The organism is Streptomyces sp. SL06 (genome assembly GCF_058244745.1).
Genome location: NZ_JBSYOT010000002.1, coordinates 1,252,223 through 1,275,609 on the forward strand (window position 1 = coordinate 1,252,223; position 23,387 = coordinate 1,275,609).

The 23,387-nt window shown below is 74.5% G+C and carries 10 protein-coding genes; all 10 read right to left on the minus strand.

The features are described from left to right. Nucleotides 1-8 precede the first annotated feature (8 nt). Genes AC4IHM_RS05555 through AC4IHM_RS05600 form a run of 10 tightly spaced genes read right to left on the minus strand, consistent with a single transcriptional unit; the run spans nt 9 to nt 23,224 of the window. Nucleotides 9-1,406, minus strand: coding sequence for a salicylate synthase (locus AC4IHM_RS05555; RefSeq protein ID WP_490865962.1), 1,398 nt, complete (start codon nt 1,404-1,406; stop codon nt 9-11). A 58-nt stretch (nt 1,407-1,464) separates the two neighbouring features. Beyond that, nucleotides 1,465-3,222 (minus strand): ABC transporter ATP-binding protein, encoded by a 1,758-nt coding sequence (locus AC4IHM_RS05560; protein ID WP_490865963.1) that lies wholly within the window; start codon nt 3,220-3,222, stop codon nt 1,465-1,467. Next, entirely contained in the window at nt 3,219-5,057 is a 1,839-nt protein-coding gene (locus tag AC4IHM_RS05565) for an ABC transporter ATP-binding protein (protein WP_490865964.1), read from the minus strand. The genes AC4IHM_RS05560 and AC4IHM_RS05565 overlap by 4 nt, the downstream gene beginning before the upstream one ends. After that, nucleotides 5,054-5,782 (minus strand): class I SAM-dependent methyltransferase, encoded by a 729-nt coding sequence (locus AC4IHM_RS05570; RefSeq protein ID WP_490865965.1) that lies wholly within the window; start codon nt 5,780-5,782, stop codon nt 5,054-5,056. The genes AC4IHM_RS05565 and AC4IHM_RS05570 overlap by 4 nt, the downstream gene beginning before the upstream one ends. A gap of 37 nt (nt 5,783-5,819) precedes the next feature. Beyond that, on the minus strand, nt 5,820-6,653 hold the full coding sequence (locus tag AC4IHM_RS05575; protein WP_490865966.1) for a thioesterase II family protein: 834 nt from the start codon (nt 6,651-6,653) through the stop codon (nt 5,820-5,822). Beyond that, the gene (locus AC4IHM_RS05580) at nt 6,650-7,918 is read right to left on the minus strand and encodes a cytochrome P450 (protein WP_490865967.1); all 1,269 of its coding nucleotides are present in this window, start codon (nt 7,916-7,918) and stop codon (nt 6,650-6,652) included. The genes AC4IHM_RS05575 and AC4IHM_RS05580 overlap by 4 nt, the downstream gene beginning before the upstream one ends. A 9-nt stretch (nt 7,919-7,927) precedes the next feature. Further along, on the minus strand, nt 7,928-9,907 hold the full coding sequence (locus AC4IHM_RS05585) for a Gfo/Idh/MocA family oxidoreductase (protein WP_490865968.1): 1,980 nt from the start codon (nt 9,905-9,907) through the stop codon (nt 7,928-7,930). Then, nucleotides 9,904-11,076, minus strand: a complete 1,173-nt coding sequence (locus AC4IHM_RS05590) for a saccharopine dehydrogenase NADP-binding domain-containing protein (RefSeq protein ID WP_490865969.1) — start codon at nt 11,074-11,076, stop codon at nt 9,904-9,906. The genes AC4IHM_RS05585 and AC4IHM_RS05590 overlap by 4 nt, the downstream gene beginning before the upstream one ends. Then, on the minus strand, nt 11,073-16,604 hold the full coding sequence (locus AC4IHM_RS05595; RefSeq protein ID WP_490865970.1) for a non-ribosomal peptide synthetase: 5,532 nt from the start codon (nt 16,602-16,604) through the stop codon (nt 11,073-11,075). The genes AC4IHM_RS05590 and AC4IHM_RS05595 overlap by 4 nt, the downstream gene beginning before the upstream one ends. Then, the gene (locus tag AC4IHM_RS05600) at nt 16,601-23,224 is read right to left on the minus strand and encodes an amino acid adenylation domain-containing protein (protein WP_490870769.1); all 6,624 of its coding nucleotides are present in this window, start codon (nt 23,222-23,224) and stop codon (nt 16,601-16,603) included. Before AC4IHM_RS05600 ends, AC4IHM_RS05595 begins: the two co-directional genes overlap by 4 nt. Nucleotides 23,225-23,387: the final 163 nt, after the last annotated feature.

Genomic DNA, 23,387 nt, shown 5'->3' on the forward strand with positions numbered 1-23,387 from the left:
AGCCCGGTTCAGTCGGCGCGGAACCGCAGATACGGGGCGACGCTGCGGAGCTTCTCGCAGGTCTCCTCGGTCTCCCGTTCGGGGCTGGACTGGCCGGTGACGCCGGCGCCCGCCCGCAGCCACGCCTCGTTCCCCGCGCCGATGAGGGTACGCAGCACGAGGGCGGCGTCCAGGGCGCCGCCGGTGTCGCCGCGGAACACCGCGCCGCCGTACAGGCCCCGTGGCCCCTCCTCGTGGCGGGCCAGGGCCTGGAGCGCGGCGCGTTTGGAGACGCCGGTGGCGGTGATCGCCGGGAAGAGCGAGGCGAAGGCGTCCCAGGGCCCGGCGCCCGGCCGCAGCCGGCCCGTCACCCGCGAGGCCAGGTGCTGCACCGACCCTCGCGGGCGGACCGCCATGAACTCCTCGACCGCGACGGAGCCGGCGGCGCACACGGCCGCCATCTCGTCCCAGGCCAGGCGTACGGACACGGCGTGTTCGTGTATCTCCTTGGGGTCGCTGAGCAGTTCCGCGCGGCTGCGCTCGTTCTCCGCCGGGTCGGCCACCAGGGCGCGGGTGCCGGCGAGCGGCTGGGTGCTGACGCGGCCGTCCTCCCCGACCTCGAGCACGGTCTCGGGGCTGAACCCGGCCGCCCGGTAGCCGCCGAGGTCCAGCAGGTAGGAACGTGCGGGTGTGTTGGCCCGGCGGCCCGCGAGATAGGTCGCGGGGAAGTCCGGGCGGGGCTCGGCGGGCAGCGGGACCTTCCGGGAGACCACCGCCTTCTCCAGGAGCCCCGCGCGGATGTCCCCGACCGTGCGGGAGACCGCCCGGCCGTAGGCGGCGGTGCCGGCGGCGATCACCTCCTCGGTCCTCCCGCGCGCCGGCGCGCCGGGGCCGGCCGGCTCCGCCGGGGCCTCCGCGAGCAGGTCGCCGACCTTGCGTGCCCAGGCCTCGTCCACCGCGCGGACCACCGTCCGGTCGCCGGTGAGGGTCACCTCGACGGACGGCACCAGCGCGTGCAGCAGGGGCCGGTCGCCCGCCGTCGCGGGGTCCGCGTGGAGGAGGTGGGCCAGTTCGAAGGCCGCCCAGCCGTAGAAGGCGCGCCCTTCGCCGCGGTTGTCGTGCAGCGCGGACAGAGCGCCGGCGAACGCCGTCAGCGGTTTCCACTCGGTGCGCGAGGTCCAGGTGCGCCCGGCGGCGCGCGCGGTGATGCCGGTGGCGTCGGCGGTGACGCTGACGGCGGAGCCCGCCGCGAAGTGCCAGACGCCGCCCTCCGCCTCGTACACCACGTACTGGTCGGCGAGGCGGGCCCGAGCGAGGCGGGTGGCGGTGGCCGCCGGGTCGGGGCAGGGCTCCCGGGTGCTCGCGCAGGCGAGCGGCGGGACGTACCGCGCCCATGTCTCCCAGGGGTTCCGGGATTTGGTGCTCATCGTGGCGTGCCTTCTCTCTGCCGCTGGGTCCGGTCGGTCGCGGGTGCCGGGTGCGGGGTCACGACGGTGCCGCCTCCAGTCGCCAGCCGTGGGCCCGAGCGCGCCGTTCCCAGAAGGAGGCGTATGTGCCGTCGGCGGTCACCAGGTCGTCGTGCGTGCCCCGTTCGGTGATCGCGCCGTCCTCCAGGACGAGGATCTGGTCGGCGCTCACGACGGTGCTCAGCCGATGGGCGATGACCAACAGGGTCTTGCGGTCGGCCAGGGCGCGTACGGTCTCGGCGAACAGCGCCTCGTTCTCCTGGTCGAGGGCGGCGGTGGCCTCGTCGAGCACGAGGACGGGGGCGTCCTTGAGCAGGGCGCGGGCGATGGACACGCGCTGGCGCTGCCCGCCGGACAGCCGTGCGCCGCCCTCGCCCACCTTCGTGGCCCATCCGTCGGGCAGTTCCTCGATCACGCGGTCGAGGCCGGACAGGGCTGCGGCCGTGGCCAGTTCACCGGGGTCCGCGTCGGGTGCGGCGATGCGGACGTTCTCCTCGATCGTGCCGTCGAAGAGGTAGACGTCCTGGAACACGAGGGAGACGTGGGCCGCCAGGTCGTCGGCGGCGATCTCGCGGACGTTGACGCCGCCGACCCGGACGGTGCCCTCGGTGGGGTCACGGAAGCGTGCGAGCAGCCCGGCGATGGTGGTCTTGCCCGCTCCGGAGGGTCCGACCAGGGCCGTCATGCTGCGCTCGGGCAGCCGGAAGGTCACGTCGTCGAGGACCGGGCGGGCGGCCGTGCCGTCCGCCGGGGAGGTGTCGTGGCGCAGGCCGACCCCGGTGAACTCCACGCTCGCGTCGCGGGGTGCTTTCGGCTCGGCGGGCTGCGGGAACGGCGGTTCGTCGAGGACCGCGCCGAGCCGTTCCAGGGTGTTGCGGGCGATGCGCATGCCCGCGCCGGCCTCGGCGGCGGACGACACGGCGTCGATCAGGCGGACCAGCAGCACCAGGAGCGCCAGCAGGGTGGGCACGGTGAGCGATCCGTCGAGCTGCCAGGACACGCCCAGGGCGAGCAGCAGGGCGAACACGAGCCGGGTGGCGAAGGAGAAGGAGACCAGTCCGGGCAGCCCCCGCGCGATGAGCCGCCGGTCCGCGCGGGCCTCGGCCACCAGGGCGTCGTCCAGCGCCCCGTAGCCCTGCGCGGTCCGGCCGAACGCCCGCAGCACCGGCTGGTTGCGCGCGTACTCCAGGACCCGGTCGGCGGACTCGCCGATCGCGGCGTCACGGCCGAGGTCGAGCCGGCGCATCACCGCCGTGCTGGCCGCCTGGACGGCGAACAGCAGGGGCGCGCAGACCAGCAGCACCAGGGCGGTGCGGACGTTGAAGAAGAAGGTGGCGGCCACCAGTGTCGCCGGGGTGAGCAGGGAGGTGATGAAGGGGCGCAGCAGATGGGCCGGTGTGCTCATCACCTGGATGACGTTCTGTCCCGCCAGCCTGCTGAACTCGGCCGTGCGGCCGGCCGTGAACCAGCCGAGGGGCAGCCGCAGGGCCTGGTCCGCCATACGGCGGTGGAGCACCCGGGAGAGCCGGGAGCCGACGGTGAACCCGCCGCTGATGGCCGCGCCCTGGAGTACGGCGTACGCGAGCACGCAGACGGCGAACGCCGCGAGCCAGGGCCACACGTCGTCGGGGTCGGTGCCGAGCAGGGCCCGCAGGACGGGTACCAGCAGTGCGAAGGCGACGCCCTGGAGGACGGCGGCGCCGCACTGGAGGGCGAGCAGCCGGTTCAGCGGGCGGGATCCCTCGGGGCCCAGGACGCGGTAGAGCTGACGGATCATCGTGCGCTTCCCTCTCGGATGTCGTCCGCCGCCCGGTCGGGCCGTGCGGCGCTCTGGGCCCGCCACAGCGCGGCGTAGCGGCCCCGGGCGGCCAGCAGTTCGTCGTGGCGGCCCTGTTCGGTGACGCGTCCGTCCTCCAGCACCACGATCCGGTCGGCGGAGCGGATGGTCGACAGCCGGTGGGCGATGACGAGCAGGGTGCGACCGGCCGCGAGCGCGGACAGCGCGTCCTGGATCAGTGCTTCGGAGTGCGGGTCGGCGTACGCGGTCGCCTCGTCGAGCACGAGGACGGGGGCGTCGGCGAGCAACGCCCTTGCGATGGAAAGGCGTTGTGCCTCACCGCCGGACAGGGTGACGGCCGTGCCGAGTTCGGTGGCGTAGCCGTCGGGCAGGGCCGTGACGCGGTCGTGGATGCGGGCGGCGCGGGCGCACCGCTCGACCTCCTCGTCGGTGGCGTCGGGGCGGCCCAGGCGGATGTTGTCGGCGACGCTCGCGCGCAGCAGCCGTACGTCCTGGAGGACGAAGCCGACCCGGCGGTACAGCTCGGTCGCGGGGATGTCGCGCAGGTCGGTGCCGCCGAGGGTCACCGTGCCGGCCGTGACGTCGTGGAAGCGGGGCAGCAGCGAGGCCAGGGTGGACTTGCCCGAGCCGGAGGGCCCGACCAGCGCGGTGACCGTGCCGGGCACGAGGTCGAGGTCGACATCGCGCAGCACGTCGGTGCGGCCGTCGTAGGAGAAGGACACCCCGCGCATCGACACGTGGTGGCCGTCGGGCAGGGCGGGGTTCGCGGGCTCGGGGAGCGTGGGAGCGCGCAGCAGTTCCGTGATGCGTACGGCGGCGGCCTGGCCGGCCCGGATCTGCTGGATGCGGGGGCCGACCACGCCCATGGGGGCGGCGACCGCGGGGCCGAGCAGCAGGAACGGGACGAGTTCCGCGCCGGTCGTCCAGCCCTGGGTGACGAACACCGCGCCCACCGCGGACAGGAGCAGCAGGACCACGGCCGGGGCGACCACCAGCACGGCGGCGGTGGAGGTGACCAGGGTGGCTCTGACCCAGCGGGAGAAGAAGTCGGCAAAGCCCTCGGTCGCGTCGACGAAACGCTCGTGGGCCCTGCGTCCCCGCCCGAAGCTCTTGAACACGGCGATGCCGGCCGCGAACTCCACGGCGGCGGCGGAGATCCGCCCCAGCGCGGCGCCGAACTCGGCCATCTGTGCCGCCGCGCCCGCCATGGCCCGGCCGAACAGGAACACGCCGAGTGCCAGGGGCACGACGGCGACCAGGGCGAGGCGCCAGTCGACGGTGAGGAGGTAGCCGAGGGCGAGCACCGGGGCGGTGAGTACGGCGACAACGTCCAGCAGGGTGTGGGCGAACAGCGTGTGCAGCGCGCTCACGTCGTCCTGCACCGCCTGCTTGACCTCGCCGGTGCCCCGGTCGGTGAGCCGGCCGAGCGGCAGCCGCCCGATGTGCCGGGCGAGGCGGCGGCGCAGGGTGAGCTGGAGGTCGTTGTCGGCGACATGGGCGAGGGCGCCGGCGGCGGTGGCGCACACCAGGGCGAGCAGGCCCGCCGCGCAGGCCAGGGTGACCAGCGGCCACAGGGCGTCGCCGTCGGCGGGCGCATCCCCGGTGAGACGGTCGGCGATCTTGGAGACGGCGATGAAGGGCACCACTCCGGCCAGTGCCGCGACGGCCTGGAGGGCGACGGCGACGGCCAGTCGGGCGCGGACGGGCCCGGCCAGTTCACGCAGCGGGCGCGGGGGCGTCCCGGTGCCCGCGCCGGGGTCTGCCGGCTCCCGGGACACCGGGTCGGTGCCGGGCCCGGACGGTTGTGACTTCACTTGACGAGTACTCCGATTTCGGGAATGGGCCGGCCGCCCGCCTCGGTGATGCGGCGGCTGGTCATGCCTGCCTCGCGGGCCAGCCGGGCAACGTCGAAGGTGTGCCAGTCGTAGCTGTCGGCGACCTCGCGCACGGTGCGGCCCTCGCGCAGGACCTTCCAGGTCGTGGTGAACCGCATGGCGTCGCCCTCGGTGGGTTCGCCGCCGATCCACCACTCGTAGGTCTGGCGTCCGAGGGTCTCCCGCAGGGACATCACCGGTGGGATGACGCGGGGTGCGGAGACCCCCATCAGCTCCACGACGATGGGTGCCCCGTCCGGCAGGCGGGCCGCGAGCCGCTTCCACAGGGCGACGCGTTCGGGGACGGTGAGATGACCGGCGACGCCGAAGATGACGACGGCGCTGAGCCGTTCGGGCAGGACGAGGTCCTGGGCGGCGCCGTCGACCACCGTCACCCGGCGCCGCAGGTCGGGGTCGCGGGCGACCCGGGAGGTGAGCATGGCCCGCATGGTGGCCGACGGCTCGGCGGCGAGGATCTCCGCCTCGGGCAGCGCGCGGGCGATGACCTCGGTCACGCGTCCGGTGCCCGCGCCGATCTCCAGGACGGGGCCGTGCGACACGTCCAGGCCGGTGAGGACGCGGGTCAGCGGCGGGCCGCTGCTGGCGGTGTGCCGGGTGGCGACCAGCTCGTAGAACTCGGCCGAGGTCGAGTAGTAGTCGATCACGACAGTCTCCAGTCGGGGGCGGCCGGGCGGTGCGGGCTCACGGGGTGCTCGGCCAGGTGCGCCGGCCGCCCGTGGTCAGCGAGGGATCCATCCGCCGCAGGACGGTGGCGACCACCTCGCGGCGGCGCGGGGTGAGGTAGAAGTGGTCGCCGGGGAAGACGCGTACCTCGGTGCGGGCGGTGGTGAGGTCCGCCCAGCCGCCGGCCCGCTCCCGGCAGCGTTCCTCGCCGAGTTCCGGGTCCGCGCCGCCGGTCAGCACATGGACCGGGCAGGACAGCGGCGGCCGGGGGGCCGGCCGGTACGTCTCGATGATCCGGTAGTCGTGGCGCACGGTGCGCAGGATCAGGGCGCGCAGCCCGGGGTCGTCGAGGACCTCACGGCTGGTGCCGCCGAGCCGGCCCAGTTCCGCGCACAGTACGTCGTCGTCCTGGCGGTGCAGTTGCCCGGTCACCGCGGTGCCGGGTGCGGCCCGGCCGGACGCGAAGAGCCGGCGCGGGGCGGGGGCGCCGCGGCGGCCCAGCTCGTGGGCCAGTTCCCAGGCCACGGCGGAGCCCATGCTGTGCCCGAAGAGGGCGTACGGCCGGTCGAGCAGCGGCAGGACGGCGTCCGCCACCGCGGTCACCAGCTCGTCCATGTCCGCGATCTCCGGGGCGTCGAGGCGGTCCTCGCGACCCGGGTACTGGATGCCGACGAGTTCGACCTCGGGGGGCATCAGCGCCGCCCAGGGCCGGTAGAAGCCGGCGCTGCCGCCCGCGTGCGGCAGGCAGACCAGTCTGAGGCGGGGCGCCGTACCCTCGTGCCACCGCCTGACCCACGGGTCGTCGGCGCGGGCGGCGCGGGCGGGGGTGCCGGGCGGGAAGGGGGCGGTCACCAGGTCACCATCAGCTCTTCGAGGCCGAAGGTGGCCGAGTCGTGCTTGAAGGCGACCTGGTCGCGGTCTCCCGCGAGGCGGAGGGAGGGGACGCGGCGGATGAGCGTCTCCAGGGCGACCTCCAGCTCCAGCCGCGCCAGGTGCTGTCCGACGCACTGGTGCACGCCGTGGCCGAAGGCGACGTGGTGGTTGTCCGTGCGGTGGAAGTCGACCCGCTCCGGGTCGTCGAACTGCTCGGGGTCGTGGTTGGCCCCGGCGAGGAGCGCGATGACACCGTCGTCGGCGGGGACGGTCCGGCCGGACAGCTCGATGTCCTCGGCGGCGACGCGCAGCGGGATGGAGTCGGCGACGGACAGGACGCGCAGGAGTTCGTCGACGGCGGCGGGCATCAGCGAGGGGTCGCGGCGCAGCTCCTCCAACAGCTCGGGCCGGTCCAGCAGGAGCAGGGTGCTCAGGGCGATCATGCTGGTGGTGGTCTCACGGCCGGCGTTGATCGTGATGCCGAGGGTGGACAGGAGCTGGTCCGTCGTCACGTTGCCGGTGACCAGGTGGTCGGTGACGAGCTGGGAGATCAGGTCGTCGCGGGGTTCGCTCCGGCGCTCGGCCACCAGCTCGGCGAGCAGCCCGAAGAGGCCGCCGAGGGCTTCGGCCACCTGTTCGGCGGTGCTGTGCCGGGAGCCGGAGATCCGGGTGACGTCCCGGAAGAACTCCAGGTTCTCCGGGGGGATGCCGAGCAGTTCGCAGATCACCGAGGTGGACACGGCGTTGGCGTACGCGGAGACGAAGTCCACCGGGCCGCCGGCGGCGAGCACGCCGTCCAGGATCTCGTCCACGCGTGCCTGTACGGCGGGCCGCATCGCGCGCACCCGGCGCACCGTGAACACCGGCAGGAGCATCCGCCGGTACTTGGTGTGCTCGGGGGCGTCGGTGCGGATGAAGGGCCGGAACCTGGCCCCGGCCTCCTGTTCGCCCTCGCCGAGGGCGGGGAAGTTGGGGCGGCGGATGTCGGCGCTGACGCGTGGGTCGGAGAGCAGTTCGCGTACGTCGTCGTAGCGGCTCACCACCCAGGCTTCCCGCCGGGTCGGCAGGGTGACGCGGGCGACCGGGTCCTCGGTGCGCAGTGTCCCGTACTCCGCGGGCGCGGCGAACGGGCAGCCGCGCCGCATCGGGAAGTCGCGGGGCACCGGGGCGGCGGGGTGCGGTGCGGCACCGGGGACGGACTCGTCGCAGGCGTCGGACGCCGTCGGGGATACGGGGCTTTTCATGGATGGTCCTCAGCCGTCGGTGGAGGAAGAGACGAGGGGCGTGGTGGGGGTGGAGGTGTGCGGGGCGTCCGGCGGGTCGGGGGCCCGGGCGAGTACGGCCAGTGGGGGCGCTCCGGGGCGGGTGGGCAGGGGTCGTGCGGTCATGCCGGACTCGGCCGCCACGTCCTTGAGTCCGAAGGGCGTCCAGCGGTAGGAGTCGTGGACTTCGCGCGTCGCCTCCGTGGCGTCGTCCCGGTAGACGCGCCAGGTGGAGTGCAGGCGCATCACGCCGTCCGCCGTCTCGTCCGGTGCTCCGCGGAACGACCACTCGTAGCGGTGCCGTCCGGCGGTGGCGGTGCCGAGCCTGGTCTCGGGAAGGGTCAACGGCTCCTCGAACTGCATGAGTTCGACGACCACGAGCCCGCCGGGGGCCAGCCGCCCGGACAGCCGGCGCCACAGCCGGGCCCGTCCGCCGGCGTCGAGGTGACCGAGGACCCCGCAGAGCAGCACGACACTGACCCGGTCCGGGAGGTCCAGGTCGGGAGCGGCGTCCGCGGTGACGGTGACCCGGGAGCGCAGGTCCGGGTCGCTGAAGACCCGGCTGGTGAGTACGGCGCGCATGCCGACCGCCGGTTCACAGGCGAGGATCTCGGCGTCCGGCCGGGCTCGGGCGACGGCCTCGGTCACCAGGCCGGTGCCGGCGCCGATGTCGACCACCGGCCCGCTGCTCAGATCGGCGTCGGCCAGCAGCGCCGCGATCGCGGGCGCGCTCGCGGTCGCCGTGTGCTCGGCGGCGACGAGATCGAAGAACTCCGCCGACGGGGTGTAGGACGCGCCGTCCACGAGACCGGGCGCGCTTTCGGGACGGCCCGGGTCCGCGCCGGGGCCGTGCGCACCGGTGTCGGGACGGCTCGGTTCGGCGGGGGCCTCGGGGGCGGGGAAGATGTCGCTCACCGCCAGGGGCCGTGGGGTGGCCGGCCGGACGATCTCGGGTGGTCCGAGCCGGGCCGCGAGGTCGGTCCAGATGCGGCACACGGCCAGGTCGTACTGGCCCGAGCGCAGCGCGTCGCCGCCCTGTTCGACGGCCGCGCGGAGCCCGTCGAGGGCGCTGCCGATCGCCTGCGGCCACAGGTCGGAGAAGACGGTGCGGAAGGTTCCCGTGTTCCCGACGACGGCCGTGGTGCCGAGGCCCAGCCGGCCGGTGCCTGGACCGTCGAGGACGAAGCGCCGCTCGGCGTCGCGCCCGATGTGCAGACGGGGGCTCCACAGCACCGGACCGTGGGTGTCGGCCAGGGTGAGGACCCCGCCCTCCGTGCCGAGGGAGATCCGGTGCCAGTGCAGGGCGTGGTTGTCCCGGTCGGAGGGGTCGAGCTGGTGGTGCACCCGCAGCGTGAGGGGCACGCCGGCGAAGACGCCGTGCAGCGAGCGGAACGGCTGCGGACCGATCTCGGCGGGCAGCGGTGCCGGGTCCGCGAAGCGCCAGGGCCGCAGGGTGCCCATCGCCTGTCCGAGGATGTCCACCAGGGGGTGCATGAGGTGGACCGGGGTGGCGGCGTCCACGAAGAGCGGTCGCTGCTGTGCGACGAGACGCCGGGCCGCCTCGACGAAGGCGCGGACCGGGGCGACGTGCGGGTAGTGGGTGTTGAGCCGGTACTGCACGCCCCGGCGGCGTGCGTGTCTGAGGTTGTCGGTCAACTCGGTGAGGTGTACGGGGTGTTCCTGGAGGACATGGATGCCCCGGTCCATGAGCGCACGGGCCAGCCCGGTGCCCTCGCCGCCCGATATGGAGGAACTCACCGCCACACAGGCCGCGTCGAGGCCGGCCGGGAGGTCGTCCACGTCCGTGTGGTGGGGGACGCCCAGGCTTTCCGCGTACGCCCGGGACGCGGCCGAGCCCCGGCTCAGGATGCCGGCCAGCGCGAATCCGGGGCGCCGGCGTGCCGCCTCGGCGTAGAAGCGGCCGAAGTTGGTGCCGCAGACCAGTACCCGCAGGGGCCTCGGAGTGCTCACAGCGCGCCCTCCTCGACCTGCTCGGCGCCGGCCGCCACTCCGGTGAGCCGCAGGTCCGCGACGCCCCGGGACCGCAGGTGCCGCACCACGGTGTCGGGGTCCAGCACGTCGCAGGCGAAGTGCACGCCCGCCGGTACGCGGGCCCGCAGCACCGCGTCCGCCGCGAGCGCGCCCACGGCCGCGGTGAGCCGGTAGCTGCTGGCCGCGCGCACGGTCAGTCCCGCCGTGGCCGGCCGGCCGGACGCGGTGCCCGACAGCGCGAAGTCCATGACGTAGTAGGGCCTGCGTCCGGCGAGGTCGAGTTCGGCGGCGAGGATCAGCCGGTCCGCCAGCGCCGCCGGGTCGTCTCCGGCGCCGAGCCGGCCGGGCAGGAGGTTGAGCAGCGCGCGCACGGCGGCGCCGGGGTGGACGTTGTACCAGTCGAGCCGGTCCAGACCCAGGACGGTGGCGAGCCGTTCGCTCTCCCCGCTCAGATAGGGCTGCAGGGCCACCCGGCCGGGGAAACCGGGGTGTTCGGTGTCCTCGGCCGTGCGCAGGGCGCGCGGGACGCGCCGGCCGCCGCGGACCGCCGCCAGCGCCTCGCCGTAGGCCGCGCCGTCCGCGCCTCCGGAGGTCAGGGAGAGCATGAGGTCGCGTGCCACCGTCGGCGAGCAGGTCTCCAGGCCGCCGCAGTGCGCGGTCAGCGCGGCGGCGCTGTCCAGGCCCTGCCCGGCCAGCCAGCGGGGCAGGAGGCTGGACAGGCCGGGCAGGGCTCCCGCCGACAGGACGACCGTGCGGCCGTCGCGGGCCGGGTCGCCCTGCGCGCGCAGGTCCTCGGCGGCCGGGTCGTCCCCGGCCACGTCGACGCAGTGCGCGCCGGCGGCGAGTGCCGCCGAGGCCACCGTGGCACGGAGCCGGTAGGTGGGGCCGACGCAGTTGAGGACGAGGTCGCAGCCCTCGGTGAAGGCGCGCAGGCCCTCGGGTGCGGTGGCGTCCGCCCACACGGTCTCGTCGTGGCCGCCGGGATCCTCCTCGGCGACCGCGCACAGGGCCGACGCGGTGCGCCCGCCCAGGCGGAGCCCGGTGTGTCCGAGGGCGCGCAGTTCCCGTACGGCGGCCCGGCCGACCGCTCCGGAGGCGCCCAGGACGCCGACGAGGGGCCTGTTCCCGGTCGTCGTGTTCCGGCTCATCGGGTGATCGCCCCCCGGGTCAGCTCACCGAGGGTCTTGAGGATGCCGGGCGCGTGTTCGACGGACAGGCAGCTGTAGTGGTCCCCGCCGATGTCGACGATGTCCAGGTCGCCCAGGGTGAGTTCCTCCCAGTACGCGGTGACGGCGTCCTTGCTGCCGGGGAAGGGGTAGGCGCCGTCGTGCCGCAGGAAGGTGATGTCGCCGGCGTACGGCTCGGCGGTGTACCGGGTGATGGCGAAGACGCTCTGCCGGAAGGCGAGGAAGAGCCGTGTCATGTGGTCGGGTTGGTAGCTGCCGGCCGACGCGGGCACCGCCTCGCACATCCGGGCGATACGGGTGGCGCGGGGGAGGTCGGTGAGCCGCCGGAAGCGGCTCGCGACATCCTCGAACTCCTCGGGCAGCGCGGCGAGTCCGCCGTCCGGCAGTACGGCGGGGTCGGCGGCGAGGACGGCGTCGGCCGCGGCGGCCACCCGGTACTGGTCGTCGGGGAAACCGAGTTCGGCGGGGTCGATGCCCATCATGACGGCGAAGGAGTACTCGGCGAGCAGTTCGTCGTCCAGCCGGAAGCGGGGGCTGTGGCTGCTGATGACGGTGAGGCTCTCCACCTCGGCCCCGGACTCGGCGAGGTTGCGGGCCACCTCGGTGGCTATCAGGCCGCCCAGGCAGTAGCCGACGACGTGGAAGCGGCTGCGCCCGCCGGCCGTCAGGGCCCGCGCGTAGTCGGCCGCCAACTGCTCGATGAGCCCTTCCGGTTCGGCGGCGAGGAACCCGTCGAGGTCCGGCACCTCCACGCCGACCACCTCGGCGAGTCCCGGTGAGCGGCGCCTGATCTCGGTGATCAGCGCCCGGTACGGCATGATCGTCGCCGTTCCGGCGTGCACCAGCACGGTCGTCGGCTCGTCGTCCGAGCGGGTGCCGTGCAGGTGGATCACCGGGTCCGTGCGCACGGCGTCCGAGGCGGGCGCGTCCTGCGGACCGGCCAGGCCGCGCAGGAAGCCGGCGAGACCGGCGACGGTGGGGCGGCGCAGCATGTGGCGCAGGACGACCTCCCACTCCAGGTCGGCCGCCCGCGGTACGCGCTCGCGCAGCCGCCCCACCATCCGGGCCACCAGGAGCGAGTCGCCGCCGAGGTCGAAGAAGTCGTCGTCGCGGGTGATGTGTTCGACCGCGAGCAGCTCCGACCACAGGTCGGCGAGGGCGCTCTCCAGCTCGTCCCTCGGCTGCTCCTCCACGACGGCCGGCGCGCTCTCCCGGGGCAGCCAGGCGCGCAGCCGGGCGCGGTCGGTCTTGCCGTTGGCCGTGCGGGGCAGGGTGTCGACGACCTGCCACACCGAGGGGAGCATGTACTCCGGGAGCCGGGTGGCCGCCGTGCGGGCCAGTTCGCCCACCGGTACGTGGTGCCGGTCGTCCTTGAGGGTGGCGATGAACACCTCCTGCCCGGTGAGGGCCAGCGCGTCCTGGGCGGCGGGCAGCGAGGTGATCTCGGACGCGCCGTGTGCGTCGAGGAGTTCACGCCACTGCGCGTGGGTGAGGAAGGACTGTCCGGTGTGCTCGCGCACGTCGGTCCAGGTGCGGCCGGCGACCTCCAGGAACTCCATGGAGACCAGCAGCGGGAGGTTCTCGTCGCGGGTGTTCTCCACGAACACGAGCTGTCCGCCCGGCACGAGCAGTTCCCCGAGCCTGCCCACGGCCGCGTCGGCGTCGGCCGCGGCGTGCAGTGTGTTGGCGCAGACCACGACGTTGAAGGTGTTGGGCGGCAGGTGCTGGGCGCGCGGGTCCTCGTCGACGTCGAAGCGCTGGTAGCGGACCCAGGAGTGGTCGGCGAAGCGCTCGCGGGCCTCGCCGAGGAAGAACGCCGAGGAGTCGGTGAACAGGTAGTCGACGCCGAACTCGGCGAGTACGGGGACCAGTTCGCCGGTGGTGCCGCCGACACCGCCGCCGACCTCCAGCACCCGCAGCCGCTCCTCGCCGGTGTGGCTCGCGGCGATCTCGCGCAACGCGGCGACCACCGCCCGGTTGAGGTGCCGGATGGCGAGGTTGTCGCGGTAGGCGGCGTCCGCGGCCTCCGTCGCCGCGCCCGGGAAGAGCAGCTCCCGGATGCCGTCCTCCCCCGAGACCAGCCCGGACAGCCGCTCGGCGCAGGTGCGCATGACGGTGAGCAGTTCGCTGCTCCACCCGATCTCGTGCTCCAGTTCGGCGGCCGTGCGCCAGTGGCGCTCCGCCTCGGGCGCGGAGACGGGGACGAGACCGGTGTAGGTGTCGTCGGCGTCGTGGTGGGTGAGCCGGTCCCGGGCGGCGAGGGCGTGCAGCCAGCGCCGCACGATGTGCCGGTGGCGGGGCGTGGCGCGCAGCGCCGTGCCCACTTCGTGCGCCGTGCGCGCGGCTCCCCCGTCGAACACTCCGCAGGCCGCGAGGACGCGGGTCATCTCGGCGAGCGCCACCTCGTCGAGGGCGGCCAGGAAGTCCTCCAGCCGTGCGGCGTCGACGGCCGCGGAGGCTTCGCGTACGGCGTCGGCGGCGGCCTCGCGTGCCTGTCGCCGGCTGGTCACGGCGGGCTCGCCGCCGTCCTTGCGTGCCGTCTCCACGAACGCGGCCAGGCGTCGCCCGCCCGCCGCCGAGTCGTCGACGACGACCGCGCCGGCCGCCACCGCCGGGTGGGCCTGTACGGCGGCCTCCACCTCGGCGAGTTCGACCCGGTAGCCGCGGATCTTGATCTGGGCGTCCTCCCGGCCCAGGAACTCGATGGTCCCGTCGGGCAGGTACCGCCCGAGGTCGCCCGTGCGGTAGAGCCGCTCTCCCGTTTCGGGGTGGGTGGGGAACCGCTGTGCGGTGCGCTCCTCGTCGCCGAGGTAGCCGAGGGCGACGCCGGCGCCGCCGATGTACAGCTCGCCCGGGACCCATTCGGGCCGTGGCCGCAGGTGCCGGTCGAGGACGGCGAACGTCTGGTTCGTCAGGGGCTTGCCGTACGGGATGCTCGGGCGGGCGGTGTCGACCCGGCCGACCGGGTGGGCGATGGACCAGATGGAGCCTTCGGTGGCTCCGCCGAGCGAGACGATCTCCAGTTTCGGCAGGAGTGCGCGGGCCTGGTCGGGCAGGGCGACCGGTATCCAGTCGCCGGAGATCAGCGCGAGCCGCGGCGTGCTCTCGGCGGCGGGGGGCTCGGAGCGGAGCCAGTCGCACAGCATGTGGAGCTGGCCGGGCACGGAGTTCCACACCGTGACGCCGAAGTCGCGGACGAGTTCGGCCCAGTGGGAGGGGTCGCCGCGCCGGTCGGCCTGGGGCAGGACGAGGGTGGCGCCCACGGCGAGCGGTCCGAACAGGTCGTAGACGGACAGGTCGAAGCCGAGTCCCGCGATGCCGAGGACGCGGTCGCGTTCGGTGACGGCGAAGCGGCGGTTGATGTCCTCGACGGTGTTGAGGGCGGCCCGGTGGCTGATCATCACGCCCTTGGGGGTGCCGGTGGAGCCCGAGGTGTAGATGACGTAGGCGAGGTCGTCGGGGTCCCGGCGGACGGCGGCGGCCGCGCCGTCCGCGGCGGCTTCCCCGACGAGGTCGGCGGCGACGGCCGACACCCCTGCCGGGAGGTCTTCCAGCTCGGCGAGCCAGGACTGGGTGAGGACGGTGCGGACACCCGCGTCCGTGATGATCGTGTCCCGGCGTGCGGGCGGCTGGGCGGTGTCGACGGGCAGGTAGGCGCCGCCCGCCATGAGGGTGCCGAGGACGGCGACGACCTGTTCCCAGCCCTTGTCCATCCAGATGGCCACCGGCTCCCCGGGGCGCAGCCCGGACGCGGTCAGCGCCTCGGCGAGAGCGCTCGCTCGGGCGACGAGCCTGCGGTAGGAGAGGGCCAGTTCGGGGGTGCGGACCGCGATCGCGTCCGGTGTGGCCCGTGCCTGGGCGAGTACGGGTTCGTGGAGCAGGGCGTCGGGCAGGGGCCCTTCGGTCGCGTTGACCGCGCGCCGGCGCGCCGCCTGTGCCGCGGGCAGGGCGATGCGGGCCGGCGTGTCCCAGGCGGTCTCACCGGCCTCGCCCTCGGCGGACAGCGAGCGCACGAGGGCCGTGTACGCCTCGAACATGGCGTCGGCCACCCCCTGGGCGAGGGCGCCCTCCCGGATGTCCCAGGACAGGCTCAGCGTGTCCCCGCGGTGCATGACCTGGCAGTCGAGCCACACCTGCGGGGTCCGGGTGACGGCGTACGTCACCTCGGGGGGTATGCCCTCGGAGGTCGCGCCGGTGCCGAGGGCGCTGGTGAAGACGACCGGCATCAGCACCGGGGCGCCGGCCCTGCGGGAGAGTTCGGCGAGCACCTCCGAGCCGGTGAACAGCGGGTGGGCCAGGTCTTCGAGGAGTCGCTGTCCGACGGCCCCGGTCCGTTCGGCGAAGGTGGCGGGGGCGTCGAGGTCGACGGCCAGCAGTTCGAGCGAGGTGAAGTCGCCGATGACGCGGTCGATGTCCTCGTGCAGGGCGGGCCGGTCGACCGTGGGCACGTTGAGGGTGAACCGGCCGGTGCGCGACCAGGCGCCGACCGTCTCGGCGTACGCCGTGAGCAGGGCGGTCGACACGGTCAGTCCGCGCCGCGCGGCGCGTTCGGTGAGCCGGTCCCGGTCGGGTGCGGGCAGCAGGACCTCCAGCCGGCGGAACGTCACCGCGTCGCCGGGAGCCGGGGCGTGTCCGGTCTGCCCGGGGTCGCTCACGGCGGCCTCCCAGGCCTCGGCGAGGGGCAGTTCGGGGGCGGGCGGCAGGGTGTCGAGCCGTTCGGTCCAGTAGGCGCGGTCGCGGGCGTGGCCTTCGGTGCCGGTGAGGGCGCGGCGGGCCAGGACGTAGTCGCGGAAGGTGATCCGCGGTGCCTCGGAGAGTTCGGCTCCGCCGTGGCGGCGGCGGAACTCGGCGAGCAGGAGGCGCAGTCCGGCGTGGTCGACGACGAGCATGTCGAAGGAGAGGTGGAGCACGGCCCGCCCGGCGGTGCGGCTCACGTGCACGTCGAAGAGCGGCCACTGGTCGGTGGGTGTCTCGCGCGTCGACATCCGCTCGCGGGTGCGCTCGACGCGGGCCCGCGCGGTGGCCGCCGGGAGTGCGGTCAGGTCGTCGGCCCCGATGTCGAGGTCGGGTACGTCGGGCAGGACCCGCTGGTGGCCGTCGTGGTGGACGACGGCGCGGAGCATGTCGTGCCGCTGGACCAGTTCCCGCCACACGGCGGTGACGCGGTCCACGTCCAGGTCGGGGTATTCCAGTTCGACGTAGGCGTGGCAGCCGACGCCCCCGTAGGCGTAGGCGTCGGTGCGGCCGATGAGGTAGGCGGCCTGGATGTCCGTCAGCGGGAAGGGTTCGTGGCGGCTCTCCGGGTCGCCGCGCAACTCCGGTTCGCCGGCCAGGAGATGGCGCAGGATGGCTTCCTTGTGCGTGCGCAGTTCGGCTCGGTGGGTGTCGGTGAGCCGGCCCTTGGGGGCCCGGAAACGCAGTTGTCCGTCCTGGGCCCACAGCACCACGCCCTCGTCGGCGTAACGGGCCAGCAGTTCAGCGATGTTCACAGCTCTCCGGTCTCGTAGGCGGTCTCGTGGGCCGCGAGCGTTCGGGTGATGTCCGCGGCGAGCGCGGCGACGGTCGGGGCGGCGAAGAAGCGGCGGACGGGCACGGCGGCCCCGAAGCGGCGCTCGATCGCGGTGAGCAGGCGCAGCGCGGTGAGGCTGTCGCCGCCCGCGGTGAAGAAGTTGGCGTGGCGGTCCGGCGCCCAGTGCGGCAGGTGCTCGTGCCAGAGCGCGGCCAGTGCCGTCTCGGTCGCGCCGCGTGGCGGTTCGCCGCCGGCGGTCACCGGCTCCGGTCCCGTCAGGCCGGCCAGGGCCGCGCGGTCGACCTTGCCGTTCGCGGTGAGGGGCAGGGCGGGCAGGAGGAGTACGCGGGAGGGGACCGCGTGGGCCGGCACCCGCTCGGCGAGCAGGTCGAGCAGCTCGTCGGTGAGTTCAGGGTTGTGGGCGGGCGTGGCGGGCTCGGTGGGGGCCGGCTCGCCGGCGGGTGTGCCGGCGGTGGGCTCGTGCGGTACGGCGAAGGCGACCAGGCGTTTGGCGGTGCGCTCCCCCACGGCCACGACGGCGGCCCGCGCGACGGCCGGGTGTGCCTCGATCGCGGCCTCGATCTCGCCGGCCTCGATGCGGTGGCCGGCGATCTTCAGCTGGCTGTCGAGCCGGCCGAGGAACTCCAGCAGTCCGTCGCCCCTGAACCGGCCGAGGTCGCCCGTCCGGTACCAGCGTCGGCCGTTTTGTTCGACGAACTTCTCGGCGGTGCGGGCCGGGTCGGCCAGGTAGCCGCGGGCCAGTCCCGCGCCGCCGATCCACAGTTCGCCGGGCGTCCAGTCGGGGCAGTCCCGCCCGTCCCGGTCGACGACGCGGTAGCGCTGCCCGGTGAGGGGCCGTCCGTAGGGGATGGACACCCACCGGGGGTCCGGCTCGGTGACGGTGAGGGTGTTGGACCAGATGGCGGCTTCCGTGGCCCCGCCCATGGCGACGAAGGCGCAGGGCCGGGCGGTGCGGGCCCGCAGCCGGGCGGGCAGGTCGAGGCCGATCCAGTCGCCGGAGACCAGGGCGATCCGCAGGTCTGCTGTCCGGCCGCCTTCCCCCGCGCCCTGTTCACAGGCGTCGAGGAGCAGGTCGAGCAGGGCGGGGACGGTGTTCCAGACGGTCACGCCGTACTGGTTGAGCAGGTCCGGCCAGCGGGCCGGTTCCCGGCGCTGGTCCTCGGTGGGCAGCAGGAGGGAGCCGCCCGCGGCGAGAGGGCCGAAGATGTCGTACACGGACAGGTCGAAGTCCAGTGCCGACAGGGCGAAGACGCGGTCGTCCCGGCCGACGCCGTGCCGGGTGTTGATGTCCGCGATCGTGTTCCAGGCGGCGGCGTGGGAGATCTCGACGCCCTTGGGCTCGCCCGTGGAACCCGATGTGAAGATCACGTAGGCGAGCGCCCGTGGGGCGGTGTCGCACGGTGCGGGCAGCGGCTCGTGGTCCTGCGTGTCCGCGAAGGACAGGGTGCGGGGGCCGGTTCCCTCCGGGGCCGGCCAGCCTCCCACGACGGTGTCGAATCCGGCGGCGGCGTGCATCCGCCCGAGCCGTGCGGCGGGCTGTTCGAGGCTCAGCGGAACGTAGGCGGCGCCGGCCGCGAGGACGCCGAGGACCGCCGCGATCTGCCGCGGTCCCTTGGGCAGGGTGACGGCGACCAGGTCGCCCGGCCGCACACCCGCCGCGCCGAGCGCCGCGGCGGTGCGCAGCGCCTGTCCGGCGAGGGCCCCGTAGGTCACCTCCTCCCCGGCCGTCGTGACAAGTGCGGTGCGGTCGGGCGTCGCCTTCGCGTGGGTGAAGAACGCCTCGTGCAACGGGCGCGGCACCACCGGTTCCAGCGCGGACTCCCGTGCCGCGGCGGCCCGTTGCTCGTACTGGCGGGCGGGCAGCAGGTCGGGCAGCGGTGCGTCCCAGTCGCCCGTGACGAGGTGGCGCAGCAGCCGTTCGTAGGCGGCGGACATCGCGTCAAGGACGCCCTCGGCGAACAGTTCTTCGACGGCGTCCCAGGTGACGACCAGGTTCCCGGACTCCTCGGTGACCTGGTTGTCCAGGCAGACCTGCGGGGACTGGGAGATGCCCCAGACCTTCGCGGGGAAGCCGGTGCCCGGTCCGGCCAGCGTCGCGTCGCCCACGCCGATGGCGCTGGTGAAGACCACGGGTGCGGCGGCGTCCACGGTGCCCGTGCGGCGGCCGAACTCCCGCAGCAGCCAGTCGATCGGCACGTCGGCGTGGTCGAGGTCCCGCGCCTGCCGGCCCTGCAGCGCGACGGCCGCCGCCCGCCATGAGGTCCCCTCGCGCCGGTACCCGGCGAGGGACAGGGAGGTGAAGTCGCCCAGTACCCGGTGGATGTGGGGGTGGACGTCACGCCGGTTGAAGAGGGTGAGCGTGACGGTCACGGCGTCGGTGCCGCTCCAGGCCGCCAGGACTTCCGCGTACAGGGCCAGGAGCACGGTGGAGGGTGTCAGGCCGTGCCGGGCCGCGTTCCGCTTGACCGCCCGCCAGTCCGCCGCGGGCAGGCCCAGCCGGCGCCGGGTGAAGACGGGCGCGTCGAGCGTCGCCGGGTCCCGGTCGAAGGGCAGGGCGGGCGGGGGCGGCAGTTCGGCGAGCCTCGCCCGCCAGTGCGCGCGGGCCCGCTCGGCCGACTCCGCGTCCGCCGGGAGCCGGGTCAGGTAGTCGCGGAACGACACGTCCACGGGGGGCAGTTCGTGGTCCGGGTCGGCGTAGAGCGCGTTGAGTTCGGCGTAGAGGGTGGTGATGGAGAGCGCGTCGAGCACGAGGTAGTCCAGGCCCACGCCGACACGGGTCCGCACCGCGCCGCCGTCCTCGCGGTAGCGCACGGCCCCGACCGCGAAGAGCGGCCACCGGGCGGGGTCGCGGACCTGGTGGGACAGGCGGGCGCGCAGGCCGGCCAGGGCCTCGCGGGCGCCTTCGGCGGGGGCCTCCTGCACCGCTATACGCACCCGCGGTACGTCGGGCAGGACGCGCTGGTGCCCGTCCTCGACGACCGCGCGGAGCATGCCGTGCCGGCGCACGAGGGTGTTCCAGGCGCCCTCCAGCCGGTCCAGGTCGACATCCGTGCCGTCGAACTCCGTGTAGTGCCAGGTGCCGACGCCGCCGAGGGTGAACCGGGGGTCGCGGCCGGTGTGGTAGGCGGCCTGGACGTCCGTCAGCGGGAAGGGCTCGTGGGCGTGGTCCGGGTCGGGCACCAGGACGGCAGCGGTGGCGGACGCCGGCTCGTCGGCCGCGGTCGTCGCGGGGCGCAGCGTCCGGCAGAAGTGCCGGAGCACGGGGCGGGCGAAGAGGTCGGCCACGCGGGCGCCGGGGAAGCCGGCGGCGCGCAGCCGGCCGATCATGCGGGTCGCGACGAGCGAGTCGCCGCCCAGCAGGAAGAAGCTGCTCTCGCGTCCCACGTCGGGCACGGCGAGCAGTTCGGCCCACTCGGCCGCCACCGCGCTCTCCACCGGGCCGACCGGCGCCGACGCGCGGGGTCCGTCCTGGCCGGCGGCCTCGGAGAGCGCCCGGCGGACCGCGGCCCGGTCGAGCTTGCCGTTGGCGGTCAGCGGCAGGTCGGGCAGGACGAGGACGCGCTCGGGGACCATGTGGGCGGGCAGGCGTTCGGCCGCCCGGAGGCGGATCTCGTCCGGGTCGGGTGCCTGGCCTCGGGACGCGGACACGGCCGCGGCGAGGTGGCGCACCGGTGTGTCGAGGACGGCGGCGACCGCGTGCGGGACGGCGGGGTCCTCCTCCAACGCGGCCTCGACCTCGCCCAGTTCGATGCGGTGACCGCCGATCTTCACCTGGTGGTCGGCGCGGCCGAGGAACTCCAGCACGCCGTCGGGCCGGTAGCGGGCCAGGTCACCGCTGCGGTACCAGCGTTCGCCGTCGTGCCCGACGAAGCGTTCCGCCGTGCGCTCGGGGTCCCCCCGGTAGCCGTCGGCCACACCGGGGCCGCCGATCCACAGCTCTCCGGGGACGAGGTCGGGGCAGTCGCGTCCCCGTCCGTCCACGACACGGGCCCGCATGTTGCGCAGCGGAACGCCGTAGGGGACGGACTTCCAGGCCGGGTCGGTCTCCCGTACCTCGAACACCGTGGAGTGGATCGCCGCCTCCGTCATGCCGCCGAGCGCGACGAAACGGCAGCCGGGCACGAGGGCGCGCAGTGCGCGGGGCTGGTCGAGCCCGACCCAGTCCCCGCCGAGCAGCACCATGCGCAGGGAGTTCCCGAGGCCCTCGTCCTCTGCCGCGGCCATCAGCAGGTCCAGCAGGGCGGGCACGCACTGCACCAGCGTCACGCCGTGGGTACGCACCAGGCGCGCCCAGTGGTGGGCGTCCCGGCGGTGCTCCTGTCCTACGGCGACCACCTGTCCACCGAGGGACAGCGGGGTGAAGATGTCCCAGGTGGCGAGGTCGAAGTCCAGCGCGGAGATCGCGAGGGTGCGGTCCGAGGGACCGAGCCCGAGCTGGTCCGCCATCGCCTCGACGGTGTTGACGACCGCCCGGTGCGACACCTCGACGCCCTTGGGCAGTCCGGTCGAGCCGGACGTGAACAGCACATAGGCGGGCAGCGCGGGGTCCGTCTCGACGACCGGTGCGGGCCGGGCCGTCGACGCGTTCTCCAGGAGCAGCACGGGGGCCGGGGACACGTCCGCGCACAGCTGGGCGTGGTCCCGGTCGGTCAGGACGGCGCATGCTCCGGCCACGGAGTGGATGCGTGCGCGGCGCACGGCGGGCTGTTCCACGCCGACGGGGGCGTAGGCGGCGCCCGCGGCCAGGATGCCGAGGACCGCGGTGATCTGGTCGGCGCCCTTGGGCAGGGTCACCGCGACGGTGTCGCCCTCCCGGACGCCGTGGTCGCGCAGCAGCGCGGCGATCCGCCGTGCGTCGCGGGCGAGTTCGCCGTAGGTGAGGGGGTCGCCGGTGGTGCGGACGACCGCGGTGCGGTCCGGCTCGGTCTCGGCGATCCGGAAGAAGCGGGTGTGCAGGGCGCGGTCCGGCACGGGCGCGGGGGGCAGCGCGGCCACCGCGCGCCGGGGCGGGACCTCGGGTGCGAGCAGGCCGTCCACCGGCCGGGCCCAGGCGCCGGGGTCCGACACGAGGCGGGTGATGAGGCGGCGGTAGGCGTCGAACGCGGCGTCGGGGACCCCGTCCTCGAACACGCCGTCCCGCACGTCCCAGTTGAGGAGGAGGCCGCCGTCGAGTTCGGTGACCTGGGCGTCCAGATAGACCTGCGGGCCCTGCGAGATGATCCAGGAGGGGCGGCCGAAGGACTTCTGGACGTCCTGCTCGAAGATCTCGCCCAGTCCGATGGCGCTGGTGTAGACGACGGGGGCCAGCACCGGGGCCCCCTCGGCGCGGGCGAGGTCGCGCAGCACCTCGACACCGCCGTACGCGCCGTGCGAGATGCCCTCCTGCAAGCGCTGCTGGAGGCGGCCGGCCTGCCGGGAGAAGGGAAGGGCCGCGCTCATGTCCGCGTCGAGCAGGACCGAGCTGCTGAAGTCCCCCACCAGGCGGTCGACTTCGTGGGTGAACAGCTCCCGGGCGAACAGGGGGAGGTTGAGCAGGAAGCGCCGGCTGTCGCTCCAGGCGGCGACGACCTCGGCGAAGGCGGTGGCGAGGGCGGCGGCGGGGGTGAGGCCGTGCCGGCGCGCGGCGCTGACGAGCGCGGCCTTGTCGGCGGGGTCCAGCCAGTGGTGCAGGCGGCGGGAGTGGGTGAGCGTGGTGTCCCGCGCGCCGACGGGGGTGAGCGGGTCGACGGTCGTCGGCAGCCGTGGGGCGCGCGGCAGCTCCGGCAGGCGCTCCCGCCACCAGGCGGCGTGCTCCTCGCGCTCCGCCCGGCGCCGGGCCTCGTGCTCGGCGAGGTAGCGGCGGTAGTCGAGGGCGAGTTCGCGCGGCGGGTCGTCGGGACACTCGTAGAAGCGGCGCAGGTCGGACAGGAGGACCCGCAGGCTCAGCGCGTCGCCGGCCATCATGTCCAGGTCGATCTGGAGGCGGGTGCCGCCGCCCGGCAGGAGGCACAGGGCGGCGCGGAAGACCTGTCCCGCGGTGATGTCCGGGCGGGCGTGCGTATTGCGCTCGCGCAGCAGCTCCAGCTCGGAATCGGCCTCGTCGGGGGTCCGTTCACGCAGATCGTGGACGGTGAGCGACGCGTCCGGAGTGCCGAAGCGCTGGCGGCCCTCCTCGTCGAAGACGGCCCTGAGCATGCCGTGCCGGCGCACGAGTGCGCGCAGGGCGGCATCGAGCCGGGCCGGGTCGACCTCGTGGCCGTCGAGTTCGACGTAGAAGTGCGCGGCGACGCCGCCGAGGGGCTGTCCGTCCTGGCGTCCGATCCAGTAGGCGTGCTGCATCGTGGCCAGCGGGAAGGAGTCCGGCTCCGCCTCGTTCGTGGCCGCGGCGACCGGTGCGGGGCGCGCGGTGGCGGGTGTGTCGACGGTCCGTTCCCGGCCGAGCAGGGCCGTCCAGGCGCCCAGGGTCGGAGTGCGGGTGAGGTCCTGGAAGGTGACCGTGCTGCCCGCCCGGCGCCAGGCGCCGACCAGGGACATCAACGCCAGTGAGTCGAGACCGAGTTCGAAGAGGTCCCGGTCGTCGTCCAGTTCGTGCGGCGCCATCTCCAGTGCGCGTGCCACCACTTCACGCACCGCCGTGGGCGAGTGAAGGTCACGGCCGACCGGACCACCTTCCGCCGTCCGCGCCTGCACGACTGCTTCATCGCTCACTGGTGGGGCCTTCCGGTTGGCTGGACGCTAGATAGAAATGATTATCATTTCTATA

What these genes read in the sequence shown, in the direction of transcription:
- AC4IHM_RS05580 (WP_490865967.1), bottom strand. Translation starts at nt 7,918, where the DNA reads ATGAAAAGCCCCGTATCCCCGACGGCGTCCGACGCCTGCGACGAGTCC.
- AC4IHM_RS05600 (WP_490870769.1), bottom strand. Translation starts at nt 23,224, where the DNA reads ATGGCGCCGCACGAACTGGACGACGACCGGGACCTCTTCGAACTCGGT.
- AC4IHM_RS05560 (WP_490865963.1), bottom strand. Translation starts at nt 3,222, where the DNA reads ATGATCCGTCAGCTCTACCGCGTCCTGGGCCCCGAGGGATCCCGCCCG.
- AC4IHM_RS05555 (WP_490865962.1), bottom strand. Translation starts at nt 1,406, where the DNA reads ATGAGCACCAAATCCCGGAACCCCTGGGAGACATGGGCGCGGTACGTC.
- AC4IHM_RS05590 (WP_490865969.1), bottom strand. Translation starts at nt 11,076, where the DNA reads ATGAGCCGGAACACGACGACCGGGAACAGGCCCCTCGTCGGCGTCCTG.